Here is a 13,539-nt window from a genome sequence, read left to right on the forward strand (position 1 = left end):
CCACACGCCTGAGGACTTTCCATGGACACCAAACTGCTCGATATCCTCGCTTGCCCGATCACCAAAGGCCCCCTCAAGCTCAGCGCCGACAAGACCGAGCTGATCAGCAAGGGCGCCGGCCTGGCCTATCCGGTTCGGGACGGCATTCCGGTGATGCTGGAAAGCGAAGCCCGTACCCTTACTGATGACGAGCGCCTGGACAAATGAGCGTTGCCTTCACTGTCGTGATCCCGGCCCGCCTGCGCTCGACACGCCTGCCAGGCAAGCCGTTGCTGCCCATCGCCGGCAAGCCGATGGTCCAGCATGTCTGGGAGCAGGCGCGTAAAAGCAGTGCCGCCCGGGTGGTCATCGCCACCGACGATCCCGGCATTGTCGAGGCCTGCAAGGCCTTCGGTGCCGAGGTGCTGCTGACCCGTGAAGACCATGAATCCGGCACCGACCGCCTGGCCGAAGTGGCCGCCGCCCTGGGCCTGCCGGCCGATGCCATCCTGGTCAACGTTCAGGGTGACGAGCCGCTGATCCCGCCCTCGATCATCGACCAGGTGGCGGCCAACCTGGCCGAGCATCCGGAGGCAGGCATCGCCACCCTCGGCGAGCCTATCGAAGACGTCGAGTCGCTGTTCAACCCCAACGTGGTCAAGGTGGTCGCCGACTGCAACGGCCTGGCCCTGACTTTCAGTCGGGCGCCGTTGCCCTGGGCTCGCGATGCCTTCGCCAAGAGCCGTGACCGCTTGCCTGAAGGCGTGCCTTATCGTCGCCACATCGGCATGTACGCCTACCGCGCGGGTTTCTTGCAGGACTTCGTGGGTTGGGGCCCGTGCTGGCTGGAGAAGGCCGAGGCACTGGAACAACTGCGAGCGCTTTGGCATGGCGTGCGGATTCATGTGGCCGATGCCCTGGAAGCGCCGCCTGTTGGCGTTGATACCCCGGAAGACCTGGAGCGCGTGCGGCGCTTGCTGGAGGCTTGATGCGCGTTCTGTTCGTTTGCCTCGGCAATATCTGCCGCTCGCCGACCGCCGAAGGTGTACTGCGTCATCAATTGACGGAAGCCGGGCTTGCCGATGTGATCGAAGTTGCCTCGGCCGGGACCGGTGACTGGCATGTCGGCAAGCAGCCCGACAGCCGCACCCGCCGTGCCGCGCAACTGCGCGGTTACGATCTGTCCAGCCAGCGTGCGCAGCAGGTCCGCGTCGAGCACTTCAACGAGTACGACCTGATCCTGGCCATGGACAAGAGCAATCTTGCCAACCTGCAGAGCCTGCGGCCTGGGCACGCGACCGCTGAACTGGACCTGTTCCTGCGTCGTTACGACGGCGCTATCGATGAAGTTCCGGATCCTTACTACGGCGGCGAACAGGGCTTCGAGCAGGTGCTCGACCTGATCGAGGCGGCGTGCCGCGGGCTGGTTGTCGAATTGAAGGGGCGTCTATGAGCGCGGCCGTGCAATCTCAGGTCTCCCTCAAACCGTTCAACAGCTTCGGTATCGAGGTGAAGGCGCGTTACTTTGCCCAAGCCCGCAGCGATGACGACGTTCGTGGTTTGCTGGCCTATGCCGGCGAGCACCAATTGCCCGTGATGGTGATTGGCGGTGGCAGTAACCTGCTGCTGACTCAGGACATTCCGGCGCTGGTGGTGCGGATGGACAGTTCCGGTATCCGGCTGCTGTCCGACGATGCCGGGCGGGTGGTGGTTGAGGCGGAAGCGGGCGAGCCCTGGCATCCGTTCGTGCAGTGGACGCTGGCGCATGGTCTGGTCGGGCTGGAGAATTTGAGCCTGATTCCGGGGACCGTGGGTGCGGCGCCGATGCAGAACATTGGCGCCTATGGCGTCGAAATCAAGGATGTCTTCGCCGGCCTGACCGCGCTGGACCGCCAGACCGGCGAGTTGCGCGACTTTAGCCTGGAAGAGTGCGACTTCGCTTATCGCGACAGCTACTTCAAGCGTAACCCGGGGCGTTGGGTGATTTTGCGGGTGCGCTTCGCGCTGGGCCGCAACGCGCCGCTGCATCTGGATTACGGGCCTGTACGTCAGCGTCTCAGCGAGCACGGCATCGAACAGCCGAGCGCGCAGCAGGTCAGCGACGCCATCTGCAGCATTCGCCGGGAGAAACTGCCGGATCCGGCGCAGTTGGGCAACGCCGGGAGCTTTTTCAAGAACCCGGTGATCAGTGCTGAACTGGCGGCGCGTATTCGTCTGGATCAACCGAGCCTGGTGGCTTATCCACAGGCTGATGGCCAGGTGAAGCTGGCTGCGGGCTGGTTGATCGAAACGGCGGGCTGGAAGGGGTATCGCGATGGCGATGCTGGTGTGCACCAGTTGCAGGCGCTGGTGTTGGTCAATCATGGTCAAGCCAGCGGCTCGCAGTTGCATGAGCTGGCCCGGAAGATCCAGGCTGATATCTTCAAGCGCTTTGGTGTCGAGCTGGAGATGGAGCCGAATCTGTACTGAGGTTTTTGGGCGCGGAGGGCTTGGTGCTCCGCGCTTTTTTCAAGGCTGAATAAAAAAGCCCCGCCAGCTTTCACTGGCGGGGCTTTTTATTGCCTTGGCGTTAGAACAGTGGCTTCTGTTCTTCCGTGGTTTCCAGGGTCTTCGGAGCTGGCGCTTCAACCGCGTCGGCAGGCGTTTCTTCCTGCTGGACCGGAGCCTCGACAACTGGCCCGGCTTCGGCAACAACTACCTCGGCAGTGACCGCTGCGCTGGCTGCAGCAGCAGCGGCTGCTTCGGCTTCACGCTTGCGGCGACGCACTTCACGAGGGTCGTTAGGTGCACGGCCATTCGCCAGGGTTGCTACCGGTGCTTCGGTTTCGGCTGGCTGTTCTGCCGGCGCTTCCTCGGCAACAACGGCTGGCGCCGCCGGAGCTGGGGCTTCTACCGGAGCGGGTTCAGCAGCAACCGGCTCGACCACCACTACTGGCTCCTGAACTTCAGGTTGCACAGCGGCGACTGGCTCGGCCTCGACAGGTGCAGGCACCTCGACAGGGGCTTCGACTGGCTGTGGTGCAGCTTCGACGACCTCAACAACCGGAGCGGCAGTCGGCTCGACAACTTCGACTACGGCGACGGGTTGCTCGACGACCGGCGCGATGCTGGTTTCGACCGCTTCGGCAGCAGGCTGGACCGCTTCGGCAACTTCTGCGATTTCAGTTTGCAGGGAGGTTGCTTCGACTGGCTTGACCGCTTCTTCAACTACAGCAGTAGCGCGCTCGGCCTGCTCGTTGGCTTGCGCCTCGGCGTTGGCGCTGATGTTGCTGGTCGCTACCGCGGCCGTTACGGCCAGGCCGGCAGCCAGTTCGGCGCCGGTAGGCTCCAGGTCTTCGTCGGTGCCATCTTCGCTGCCTTCCACGACGTTGCCATTGGCATCGCGCTGGCGCTCACGACGATTGCTGCGACGACGCTGACCGCGGGAGCGGCGACGTGGACGTTCGCCTTCGGCGCCTTCCTGGTTATCGTCCTGCAGCAGTTCTTCGTTTGGCAGTTGCTCTTCAGCAGCCTCTTCTACCTGCTCGGCAGGGCGTGGCTGACGCTCTTCACGCGGTGGACGCGGCTGGCGCTCCTCGCGGGGTGCACGTTCTTCGCGGGGGGCGCGTTCTTCACGAGGTGCACGCTCTTCACGTGGAGCGCGTTCCTCACGAGGTGCACGTTCTTCGCGCGGTGCGCGCTCTTCGCGTGGTGCACGTTCTTCACGCGGCTGGCGCTCTTCGCGTGGCGCACGCTCAGGACGTTCTTCACGAACGGCAGGGGTGGCATCCAGTGGCTCGCGCAGTTCGCGGACCGGACGGTCTTCGCGAGGACGACGCTCTTCACGCGGTGGACGCGGCTGGCGTTCTTCGCGTGGGGCACGAGGTGCGCGCTCTTCGCGGTTCTGCACTTCCTCGCGAGGCTGACGCTCTTCACGTGGGGCGCGTTCCGCTCGCTCTTCGCGTGGCTTGCGATCTTCGTCGCGACGACCGTTGCGGTTGCGGCTCTGCTGGCGACCGTTGCGACGCTCTTCGTTGCGCTGCGGGCGCTCGGCGGCAGGCTTCTCGGCAGCAGCAGGTGCGCTGACAGGCTCATCCTTGCCGGCGAACAGGCTGACCAGCGATTTCACCAGGCCCTTGAACAGGCTTGGTTCCGGTGCGACATGCACAGGGGCCGGAGCAGGTTGCTCGTCAGCGGCCGGTACCGGGGCGTTGGCGCGGGCCGGGGCAGTCTTGACCGCAGCTTCCTGGCGAACCAGGGTGCGGGTCGCGGCGGCGGGTTGAACTTCTTCAACCTCGGCAGCGGCGATTTCGTAGCTGGACTGGCCGGTCAGGGCTTCCGGGTTGTCATCGCGCAGACGCTGGACTTCGAAGTGCGGCGTCTCGAGGTGATCGTTCGGCAGGATGATGATGCGGGCGCGAGTACGCAGTTCGATCTTGGTGATCGAGTTGCGTTTTTCGTTGAGCAGGAAGGCGGCGACCGGAATCGGGACCTGGGCGCGGACTTCGGCGGTGCGGTCCTTCAGGGCTTCTTCTTCGATCAGGCGCAGGATGGCCAGCGACAGGGACTCGACGTCACGGATGATGCCGGTGCCACTGCAACGTGGGCAAACGATGCCGCTGCTCTCGCCGAGTGAAGGGCGCAGGCGCTGACGGGACATTTCCAGCAGGCCGAAGCGCGAGATGCGACCGACCTGAACGCGAGCGCGGTCGGCTTCGAGGCATTCGCGGACTTTTTCTTCGACGGCACGCTGGTTCTTGGCCGGCGTCATGTCGATGAAGTCGATGACGATCAGGCCGCCGATGTCACGCAGACGCAGTTGGCGGGCGATTTCCTCGGCCGCCTCCAGGTTGGTCTGCAGCGCGGTTTCCTCGATGTCGCTGCCCTTGGTGGCGCGCGCCGAGTTGATGTCGATGGAAACCAGGGCTTCGGTCGGGTCGATCACGATCGAGCCACCGGACGGCAGGTCGACTACGCGCTGGAAGGCGGTTTCGATCTGGCTTTCGATCTGGAAGCGGTTGAACAGCGGAACGCTGTCTTCGTACAGCTTGATCTTGCTGGCGTACTGCGGCATGACCTGGCGGATGAAGGTCAGGGCTTCTTCCTGGGCATCGATGCTGTCGATCAGCACTTCGCCGATGTCCTGGCGCAGGTAGTCGCGGATGGCGCGGATGATGACGTTGCTTTCCTGGTAGATCAGGAATGGCGCGGAGCGGTCTTGCGAAGCTTCCTTGATCGCGGTCCAGAGTTGCAGCAGGTAATCCAAGTCCCATTGCATCTCTTCGCTGCTGCGGCCAAGGCCGGCGGTGCGAACGATCAGGCCCATGTCGGCAGGGGCTACCAGGCCGTTGAGGGCCTCGCGCAGTTCATTGCGCTCTTCGCCTTCGATGCGGCGGGAGATACCGCCGGCACGCGGGTTGTTCGGCATCAGGACCAGATAGCGGCCAGCGAGGCTGATGAAGGTGGTCAGGGCGGCGCCCTTGTTGCCACGCTCTTCTTTCTCGACCTGGACGATGACTTCCTGGCCTTCGCTCAGCACTTCCTTGATGTTCACCCGGCCTTCGGGCGACTTCTTGAAGTACTCGCGGGAAATTTCTTTCAGGGGCAGGAAACCATGACGCTCGGAACCGAAGTCGACGAAAGCGGCTTCGAGGCTGGGTTCGATACGGGTAATCCGGCCTTTGTAGATGTTGGCCTTCTTCTGCTCGCGGGCACCGGACTCGATGTCCAGGTCGTAGAGGCGTTGGCCGTCTACCAGAGCAACGCGCAACTCTTCGGGTTGAGTCGCGTTAATCAGCATTCTTTTCATGTAATACCGTCGGTTTCCGGGCTGCCGGAAACGGCGTTCGGCACACACGACTTCTTCACGGTCGGTGTCAGGTGCGTCAGGGGTGGCGAACCATCCCGTGTCCAGCGGTATTCGGTCGACTGATATCCAGTGCTCACGAAACCGCGACGACGCTTCCTGCTTGCTGTGGTGTCATGCACTCAGTCAGGAGGAGGAATCAGCCTTCGGCCATGGACGCCCGGGGGCATCTCGATCAAGACCAGGTCCTGTCGCGGAGCCAGGGGCCCGCGGGTTGGACGCGGTACTACACGGTCCGACGGTTGTGCATCTCCACCCTACACGTATCCCTGAAAGTCGGGTGCTGCCGCGCGCTGAATCCGCAACGGGTTGCATTTATCGCCGGCTCAATTCGGGAGCCCGCGCATTTTCATGGCTAAGGCTGGTATTTCCGAAGTATTCGCCATGACTGCGTGGAAGCGTTGGCACTGAAGGAGTGGCATCGAAAAAAAACGGGGTGGGAGGGTCAAATACCGCTCTTATTGTTTTTTATCGGTCTTCTCTCATCGGTGCTGGTGGCGATTCCAGGCATTTCTGTAAACTGGCGAAAGCCCCGTCGGACGGCCTCGCGTCCTCAAGAATTGCGTAGGTCAGGGCAGGCTTGAAGCCATTGGTCCGCTGGCCAGCCGCTTTTGGCGGCGTTCGCGACTATAGCAGCAATCATTAAGTGCTTCAAATCCATAAAAAATTGTTATGATCCCGCAAATGACGACCAATACCCCCCCGGCTTCCAGTGTTCAACTGATTGAAGTCGCGCCGGAACTTGCCGGCCAGCGCATCGATAATTTCCTCATCAACGTCCTCAAGGGCGTTCCCAAGACCTTGATTTACCGCATTGTGCGTAAAGGCGAAGTGCGGGTTAACAAAGGTCGGATCAAGCCTGAATACAAGCTGCAGGCCGGCGATGTTGTCCGTGTCCCGCCCGTTCGTCTGCCTGAGCGCGACGCACCGGTTCCGGTAGCCCAGGGCCTGTTGCAGCGACTGGAAGCCGCCATTGTCTACGAAGACAAGGCGCTGATCGTGCTCAACAAGCCGGCCGGCATCGCCGTGCATGGTGGTAGCGGCCTGAACTTTGGCGTGATCGAAGCATTCCGGCAGTTGCGTCCTGACACCAAGGAGCTGGAGTTGGTCCATCGCCTGGACCGTGACACCTCCGGGCTGTTGATGATCGCCAAGAAGCGCAGCATGTTGCGCCATCTGCATACTGCGTTGCGCGGCGACGGCATCGACAAACGGTATATGGCTCTGGTTCGCGGACACTGGGCGACCGCCAAGAAGCAGGTCAATGCTCCGTTGCTCAAGAGCAACCTGCGCTCCGGGGAGCGGATGGTCGAGGTCAATGAAGAAGGCAAGGAGGCGCTGACGATCTTCCGTGTCCTGCGCCGTTTCGGTGATTTCGCAACCATGGTCGAGGCTCGCCCCATCACGGGTCGGACCCACCAGATCCGCGTGCATGCCTTGCACGCCGGGCACTGCATCGCTGGCGACAGCAAATACGGCGACGAAGACTTCACGCGGGAAATCCGCGAGCTGGGTGGCAAGCGTCTGTTCCTGCATGCTTATGCCCTGACCGTGCCGCTGCCGGATGGTGGTGAGCTGAAGCTTGAGGCGCCGGTGGATGAAATGTGGTCCCAGACCGTGGAGCGACTGAGTGCAGCGTGATTACGATCTGCTGATTTTCGATTGGGACGGCACGCTGGCCGACTCGATCGGTCGCATTGTCGAGGCGATGCACGCTGCCGCGCAGCGTGCGGGCTATCCATTGTGCGAGGGCGACGCGGTCAAGGGCATCATTGGCCTGGCGCTGCCTGAGGCGATCAGCACGCTGTACCCCGAGTTGGTGGAGGCCGAAGTCATGGCATTCCGTCAGCACTACGCCGATATCTACATGGCTCTGGATGACCAGCCTTCGCCGCTGTTTCCCGGTGTTATCGAGGCGCTGGACGCTTTTCGCGCCGAGGGCTACCGTCTGGCAGTGGCTACCGGCAAGGCCCGGCGGGGGCTGGATCGAGTGCTGCGGGCCAATGGCTGGGAGGATTTCTTCGATATCACCCGCGCTGCCGATGAGAGTCGGGGCAAGCCTGATCCGTTGATGCTGCAGGAAATTCTCGATCATTGCCGAGTCCCCGCGTCCCGTGCCTTGATGGTCGGGGACTCTTCGTTCGACCTGCTCATGGCGCAAAACGCCGGGATGCACTCGGTGGCGGTGGGTTATGGGGCAATGTCGCTGGAAGCGCTGAGCGTTTATGAACCGCAGTTGTCTATCGAACACTTCTCACAGTTGCAGGCCTGGCTTGGTCGGGTTGCTGCACCGGAACTCCAGGGTAGGTAAGCATGGTCGATGAGTGGAAGGCGCCTCGCGAAGAGCAGAGCGAAGATGGCAAAAGCTGGAAGTTGCTGGAGAAAACCCTGCTGGCCGGTGTGCAGGAGCAGCGCCGAGCGCGGCGTTGGGGGATATTTTTCAAGCTGCTGACCTTTCTCTACCTGTTCGGCCTCCTGTTCCTGCTGACGCCGTTGATGGATATGGAGAAGGGGGCGGTTGGTGGTTCCGGGCATACCGCGCTGGTGGAATTGCGTGGTGTGATTGCCGATCAGGAAGAAGCCAGTGCTGACAACCTCATTGCCAGCCTGCGCGCGGCCTTCAAGGATCCCAAGACCAAAGCTGTGGTCATGCGTATCAACAGTCCTGGTGGTAGCCCGGTACAGTCCGGTTACGTCTACGACGAGATTCGTCGCCTGCGCGGCGAGTATCCCGATATCAAGCTTTATGCGGTCATCACCGACCTGGGCGCCTCCGGTGCTTACTACATCGCCAGCGCGGCTGATCAGATCTATGCCGACAAGGCCAGTCTCGTCGGTTCGATCGGTGTGACGGCTGCCGGTTACGGATTTGTCGGGACCATGGAAAAGCTCGGTGTCGAGCGGCGGACTTACACGGCAGGGGAGCACAAGGCGTTCCTTGACCCGTTCCAACCGCAGAAGCCCGAAGAGACGGCGTTCTGGCAGAGTGTGCTGGAAACCACTCACAAGCAGTTCATCGCCAGCGTGAAGCAGGGCCGTGGCGAGCGCCTGAAAGACAAGGAGCACCCTGAGCTGTTCAGCGGGTTGATCTGGTCTGGCGAGCAGGCCGTAGGCCTGGGCCTGGTAGATGCCTTGGGTAGTGCGGGCTATGTGGCGCGGGATGTCGTGGGCGAAAAGGATCTGGTGGACTTTACTGTCAAGGAGTCGCCGTTTGATCGCTTTTCCAAGCGTCTGGGTGCCAGCGTTGCTGAGCACCTGGCCATGTGGATGGGCTTCCAGGGTCCGACGCTGCGCTGATTGTTGGTGCGATGAAAAAGCCGGTCCTGAGGGGCCGGCTTTTTATTGGGTCAAGGGATGCTGACGCCTTCTTTTATAAGCATGTCCACCAGGCGGATCAGTGGCAGGCCGATCAGGCTGGTGGCGTCGCTGCCGTGGGTGCTCTGGAACAGGCTCACGCCCAGGCCTTCGCACTTGAAGCTTCCTGCGCAATCGTAGGGCGTCTCGATGTGCAGGTAGCGCTCGATGCGTGCCAGGTCAAGCTCGCGCATGTGCACGGTGAAGGGCACGCAGTCGACCTGGCATTCCCCGCTATCGCTGTTGAGTAGAGCGACGCCAGTCAGGAAGGTGACATGGTTTCCGCTGGCAGCAAGCAGTTGTTCGCAGGCTTTGTCGAAGGTGTGCGGCTTGCCGAGGATCTGTTCGCCGAGGACCGCCACTTGATCGGAGCCGATGATCAGGTGTGTGGGATAGCGCTGGGCCAGGGCGTGTGCCTTTTCCCGGGCGAGGCGCTTGACCAGCTCAACGGCAGGCTCTTCGTCCAGGCGGCGCTCGTCGATGTCTGGCGAGGCCCAGTCGAAGGGCAGTTGCAGGCGCGCCAGCAATTCGCGCCTATAAGGGGAGCTGGAAGCCAGTATCAAGGGCAGCATGAGTTACTCCAGTGCAGATTGGCCGATTCAGGGCTCTGTACGAAATGCATCCGAACTCGCCCCATGCTGCGTTGAAAACAGGCCTGGCCTTCGCTCGAATGCATTTCGTACAGATCCTAACATGTTGAACTGGGCTGAATTTCCTTTGACAGGGGCGGGGGGCATCCCTAGAATGCTGCGCCTATGTTGAATGACCCGATTCCACCTCACGTTGACCCGCGCAAATTGGCCGATCGTGGCGTTTCCATCCAAGGAAACGTAACGCTTGCCAGTTTGGAGAGACTCTGCGACCCGCTTTCCGACAATGTCGGTACGGTGCAGGCCAAATTCGATTTTGAACGAGACGAGCAGAACTCGGTGGTTGTACACACCGACTTGAACGTCGAGGTCAAGATGGTTTGCCAGCGTTGTCTTGAGCTGGTCACCCTGCCGATCCACAGCGAATGTACTTACGTTGTGGTGAAGGAGGGTGCGAATACCCAGTCGTTGCCGAAAGGTTATGACGTGCTGGAACTGGGCGAGGATCCTTTGGATCTGCAGGCATTGATCGAGGAAGAGCTTCTGCTCGCCTTGCCCATTGTGCCTGCTCATCATCCGGAAGAATGCCAGCAGCCGGCGGGCGCCGATGAGCCCGAATCGAGCGAGGACGAGGTAACGCGGTCCAACCCGTTCAGTGTATTGGCGCAGTTAAAGCGTGACCCAAACGTTTAGGAGTTAATCAATTATGGCTGTTCAGCAGAACAAAAAATCCCGCTCTGCCCGTGACATGCGCCGTTCGCACGACGCCCTCGAGGCCAGCGCACTGTCCGTAGAAAAAACCACCGGTGAAGTTCACCTGCGCCACCACGTTTCGCCAGAAGGCGTATACCGTGGTCGTAAAGTGATCGACAAGGGCGCTGACGAGTAATCCTTGTCCGCTCAGATCATTGCGGTTGATGCAATGGGCGGGGACTTCGGTCCCCGCAGCATTGTTCAGGCGAGTCTTGCTTGCCTTTCTGCTACACCCTCGCTTCACCTGACCCTCGTCGGTCAACCCTCCCTTCTTGAAGACCTGATCGTTGGCCAACCGGCTGCGGATCGCGCGCGTCTGCAAATCGTTGCGGCAAGCGAAGTGATCGGCATGGACGAGCGTCCCTCGCAGGCATTGCGTGGCAAGCCCGACTCATCAATGCGCGTGGCCCTCGAATTATTGCGCGATGGCAAGGTGCAGGCCTGTGTCAGTGCCGGGAATACCGGTGCGCTGATGGCGCTTTCACGGTACGTGCTTAAAACGTTGCCAGGTATTGATCGCCCGGCGATGGTGGCGGCGATCCCGACCCAGACTGGTTATTGCCAGTTGCTCGATCTGGGGGCCAATGTCGACTGCAGTGCCGAGCATCTTTATCAGTTCGCGGTAATGGGTTCGGTGGCGGCTCAGGCGTTGGGTATCAGCCGGCCGCGCGTGGCGTTGCTCAATATCGGTACGGAAGACATCAAGGGCAACCAGCAGGTCAAGCTTGCGGCGAGCCTTTTGCAGCAGGCGCGCGGTCTCAACTACATCGGTTTTGTCGAAGGTGACGGCCTGTATCGTGGTGAGGCGGATGTGGTGGTGTGTGACGGTTTTGTGGGCAATATTCTGCTCAAGTCCAGCGAAGGGTTGGCGACCATGATCGCCGCGCGTATCGAGGCCTTGTTTCGCGGCGGGATCGCCACGCGGTTGGTGGGGGCGATGGCCATGCCACTGCTCAAGCGCCTGCAGGCCGACCTCGCTCCGGCGCGGCATAATGGCGCAAGTTTTCTCGGGCTGCAGGGTATCGTCATCAAGAGCCACGGTTCGGCCGGCGTCCAGGGCTTTCAAAGTGCGATCCAGCGCGCGCTGATCGAAATCCAGGAGAACCTGCCGCAACGCTTGCACGGGCGTCTCGAGGATCTGTTGCTTTAGGCATTCGCAAGGAAGTGGTTAAATGTGACCGCTTGGTTCTCGTTACCATCCAACGTTCAGTTTCTTGTGTCCAGCTACGGCTGGACACTTAATTTTCGACGACAAGATCACTAGGGGCTTGTTCAATGTCTGCATCCCTCGCATTCGTCTTTCCTGGTCAAGGTTCGCAGTCGCTCGGCATGCTTGCCGAGCTGGGCGCCCAGCACCCGCTGGTCATCGACACCTTCCGTGAGGCCTCCGAGGCTCTGGGCTACGATCTCTGGGCTTTGATCCAGAACGGCCCGGAAGAGCAACTCAATCAAACCGACAAAACCCAGCCCGCCATCCTGACCGCCTCTATCGCCCTGTGGCGTCTGTGGCTGGCTGAAGGTGGTGCGCGTCCTGCTTTTGTCGCGGGCCACAGCCTGGGTGAATACAGTGCCCTGGTCGCCGCCGGCAGCCTGACTTTGGCTGACGCGGTCAGGCTGGTCGAGCGTCGCGGTCAACTGATGCAGGAGGCCGTTCCGGCCGGGCAAGGCGCCATGGCGGCGATTCTTGGTCTGGACGATGCTGATGTTGTCGCCATTTGTGCCGAAGCGGCCCAGGGCGAAGTGGTCAGCGCAGTCAATTTCAACTCGCCAGGCCAGGTTGTCATCGCCGGTGCAAAGGCTGCGGTCGAGCGTGCCATCGAGGGCTGCAAGGCTCGCGGTGCCAAGCGTGCGCTGCCGCTTCCGGTCAGCGTTCCATCGCACTGTGAACTGATGCGTCCGGCTGCCGAGCGCTTTGCCGAATCGGTCAACGCCATCGAGTGGAAAGCTCCCGAGATTCCGGTTGTCCAGAACGTCAGTGCTGGCGTGGCGACCGACCTGGATACCCTCAAGCGTGATCTGCTGGAACAACTCTACAAACCGGTCCGCTGGGTCGAGTGCGTACAGGCGCTGGCCGGCAAGGGCGCGGTGCAATTGGTCGAGTGTGGCCCGGGCAAGGTTCTGGCCGGCCTGAACAAGCGGTGCGCCGATGGCGTAACCACTTACAACCTCAATACCCCGGATGCCGTCGCCGCCGCCCGTGCGGCGCTGGCCTGAATTAGGAGAGCTTGCATGAGTCTGCAAGGTAAAGTTGCATTGGTCACCGGCGCCAGCCGTGGTATTGGTCAAGCCATCGCGCTGGAGCTGGGGCGCCAGGGCGCAACCGTCATCGGTACCGCCACTTCCGCTTCGGGTGCAGAGCGCATTGCTGCCACCCTGAAGGAGCACGGCATCACGGGTACCGGGCTGGAGCTGAATGTCACCAGCGATGAATCTGTCAGCTCGGTTCTGGCTGCCATTCAGGCGCAGTTCGGTGCACCGACCATCCTGGTGAACAACGCCGGTATCACCCGCGACAACCTGATGATGCGGATGAAGGACGACGAGTGGTTCGATGTCATCGACACCAACCTCAACAGCCTCTACCGTTTGTCCAAGGGCGTTCTGCGTGGCATGACCAAGGCACGTTGGGGTCGTATCATCAGCATCGGCTCGGTGGTAGGTGCCATGGGTAATGCTGGCCAGGTGAACTATGCTGCGGCCAAGGCCGGCCTGGAAGGCTTCAGCCGTGCGCTGGCTCGCGAAGTCGGTTCCCGCGCCGTCACCGTCAACTCGGTGGCTCCCGGCTTTATCGATACCGACATGACCCGTGAGTTGCCGGAAGCTCAGCGCGAAGCGCTGCAGACGCAAATTCCGCTGGGTCGTCTGGGGCAGGCTGATGAAATCGCGAAAGTGGTTTCGTTCCTGGCATCCGACGGCGCGGCATACGTGACTGGCGCAACCATTCCAGTCAACGGCGGGATGTACATGTAGTCAAATGTGACGGATTGCTTTAAAAAAATGTCATACGAGCTGACTAAA

At 61.4% G+C, this 13,539-nt stretch carries 14 protein-coding genes; 12 read left to right on the plus strand and 2 right to left on the minus strand.

Translation table 11 applies throughout. The annotated features are described in order from the left end of the window. Positions 1–21: 21 nt before the first annotated feature. The 4 genes from CKW37_RS10355 to murB are packed head-to-tail and all read left to right on the plus strand — an operon-like array spanning position 22 to position 2,448. Positions 22–207 carry a Trm112 family protein gene (locus CKW37_RS10355; protein ID WP_028633616.1) on the plus strand — a complete coding sequence of 62 codons (186 nt, stop codon included), beginning with the start codon at positions 22–24 and terminating at the stop codon, positions 205–207. Next, positions 204–968, plus strand: a complete 765-nt coding sequence (gene kdsB, locus CKW37_RS10360) for a 3-deoxy-manno-octulosonate cytidylyltransferase (RefSeq protein ID WP_095155605.1) — start codon at positions 204–206, stop codon at positions 966–968. Before CKW37_RS10355 ends, kdsB begins: the two co-directional genes overlap by 4 nt. Beyond that, a complete protein-coding gene (locus tag CKW37_RS10365) occupies positions 968–1,432 on the plus strand; it encodes a low molecular weight protein-tyrosine-phosphatase (RefSeq protein ID WP_095155606.1) in 465 nt (154 codons plus the stop codon). Before kdsB ends, CKW37_RS10365 begins: the two co-directional genes overlap by 1 nt. Continuing rightward, positions 1,429–2,448, plus strand: a complete 1,020-nt coding sequence (gene murB / locus CKW37_RS10370) for a UDP-N-acetylmuramate dehydrogenase (RefSeq protein ID WP_095155607.1) — start codon at positions 1,429–1,431, stop codon at positions 2,446–2,448. Before CKW37_RS10365 ends, murB begins: the two co-directional genes overlap by 4 nt. Positions 2,449–2,548: 100 nt before the next feature. Here murB and rne read toward each other — a convergent pair whose 3' ends face one another. Then, entirely contained in the window at positions 2,549–5,767 is a 3,219-nt protein-coding gene (gene rne, locus CKW37_RS10375; protein WP_095155608.1) for a ribonuclease E, read from the minus strand. Positions 5,768–6,508: 741 nt separating this feature from the next. On the opposite strand from rne, the gene rluC reads away from it, so the two are divergent. From rluC to CKW37_RS10390, 3 genes are read left to right on the plus strand one after another with little or no spacing between them, the layout of a single operon-like run. Next, positions 6,509–7,465, plus strand: coding sequence for a 23S rRNA pseudouridine(955/2504/2580) synthase RluC (rluC, locus tag CKW37_RS10380; RefSeq protein WP_095155725.1), 957 nt, complete (start codon positions 6,509–6,511; stop codon positions 7,463–7,465). Next, positions 7,455–8,135: an HAD-IA family hydrolase gene (locus CKW37_RS10385; protein WP_095155609.1), complete on the plus strand. Its 681-nt coding sequence runs from the start codon at positions 7,455–7,457 to the stop codon at positions 8,133–8,135. Before rluC ends, CKW37_RS10385 begins: the two co-directional genes overlap by 11 nt. Before the next feature lie 2 nt (positions 8,136–8,137). Further along, positions 8,138–9,121, plus strand: coding sequence for a S49 family peptidase (locus tag CKW37_RS10390; RefSeq protein ID WP_095155610.1), 984 nt, complete (start codon positions 8,138–8,140; stop codon positions 9,119–9,121). Between the two features lie 50 nt (positions 9,122–9,171). Here the strand turns inward: CKW37_RS10390 and CKW37_RS10395 are convergent, their stop codons facing one another. Then, positions 9,172–9,750 (minus strand): nucleoside triphosphate pyrophosphatase, encoded by a 579-nt coding sequence (locus tag CKW37_RS10395; protein WP_095155611.1) that lies wholly within the window; start codon positions 9,748–9,750, stop codon positions 9,172–9,174. Between the two features lie 183 nt (positions 9,751–9,933). Here CKW37_RS10395 and CKW37_RS10400 point away from each other — a divergent pair, with 183 nt between their 5' ends. The 5 genes from CKW37_RS10400 (at position 9,934) to fabG (ending at position 13,491) form a co-directional block, all read left to right on the plus strand. After that, positions 9,934–10,461, plus strand: a complete 528-nt coding sequence (locus tag CKW37_RS10400) for a YceD family protein (RefSeq protein WP_095155612.1) — start codon at positions 9,934–9,936, stop codon at positions 10,459–10,461. A gap of 13 nt (positions 10,462–10,474) precedes the next feature. Next, positions 10,475–10,657, plus strand: a complete 183-nt coding sequence (gene rpmF / locus CKW37_RS10405; RefSeq protein ID WP_010447173.1) for a 50S ribosomal protein L32 — start codon at positions 10,475–10,477, stop codon at positions 10,655–10,657. A 3-nt stretch (positions 10,658–10,660) separates the two neighbouring features. Then, entirely contained in the window at positions 10,661–11,671 is a 1,011-nt protein-coding gene (plsX, locus tag CKW37_RS10410; RefSeq protein ID WP_095155613.1) for a phosphate acyltransferase PlsX, read from the plus strand. A gap of 125 nt (positions 11,672–11,796) precedes the next feature. After that, the gene (fabD, locus tag CKW37_RS10415; protein ID WP_095155614.1) at positions 11,797–12,735 is read left to right on the plus strand and encodes an ACP S-malonyltransferase; all 939 of its coding nucleotides are present in this window, start codon (positions 11,797–11,799) and stop codon (positions 12,733–12,735) included. Between the two features lie 15 nt (positions 12,736–12,750). Further along, complete coding sequence (fabG, locus tag CKW37_RS10420; protein WP_095155615.1) at positions 12,751–13,491, plus strand: 3-oxoacyl-ACP reductase FabG; 741 nt, start codon at positions 12,751–12,753, stop codon at positions 13,489–13,491. Positions 13,492–13,539 lie beyond the last annotated feature (48 nt).

It is taken from the genome of Pseudomonas sp. Irchel 3E13, from assembly GCF_900187455.1.
GTDB lineage: Bacteria > Pseudomonadota > Gammaproteobacteria > Pseudomonadales > Pseudomonadaceae > Aquipseudomonas.

Bases quoted from the DNA above. Each gene is read 5' to 3' on its own strand.
- murB (WP_095155607.1), top strand. From the start codon at position 1,429: ATGAGCGCGGCCGTGCAATCTCAGGTCTCCCTCAAACCGTTCAACAGC.
- kdsB (WP_095155605.1), top strand. From the start codon at position 204: ATGAGCGTTGCCTTCACTGTCGTGATCCCGGCCCGCCTGCGCTCGACA.
- CKW37_RS10395 (WP_095155611.1), bottom strand. From the start codon at position 9,750: ATGCTGCCCTTGATACTGGCTTCCAGCTCCCCTTATAGGCGCGAATTG.
- CKW37_RS10390 (WP_095155610.1), top strand. From the start codon at position 8,138: ATGGTCGATGAGTGGAAGGCGCCTCGCGAAGAGCAGAGCGAAGATGGC.
- rpmF (WP_010447173.1), top strand. From the start codon at position 10,475: ATGGCTGTTCAGCAGAACAAAAAATCCCGCTCTGCCCGTGACATGCGC.
- CKW37_RS10355 (WP_028633616.1), top strand. From the start codon at position 22: ATGGACACCAAACTGCTCGATATCCTCGCTTGCCCGATCACCAAAGGC.
- fabG (WP_095155615.1), top strand. From the start codon at position 12,751: ATGAGTCTGCAAGGTAAAGTTGCATTGGTCACCGGCGCCAGCCGTGGT.
- fabD (WP_095155614.1), top strand. From the start codon at position 11,797: ATGTCTGCATCCCTCGCATTCGTCTTTCCTGGTCAAGGTTCGCAGTCG.
- rne (WP_095155608.1), bottom strand. From the start codon at position 5,767: ATGAAAAGAATGCTGATTAACGCGACTCAACCCGAAGAGTTGCGCGTT.
- rluC (WP_095155725.1), top strand. From the start codon at position 6,509: ATGACGACCAATACCCCCCCGGCTTCCAGTGTTCAACTGATTGAAGTC.
- CKW37_RS10365 (WP_095155606.1), top strand. From the start codon at position 968: ATGCGCGTTCTGTTCGTTTGCCTCGGCAATATCTGCCGCTCGCCGACC.
- CKW37_RS10400 (WP_095155612.1), top strand. From the start codon at position 9,934: ATGTTGAATGACCCGATTCCACCTCACGTTGACCCGCGCAAATTGGCC.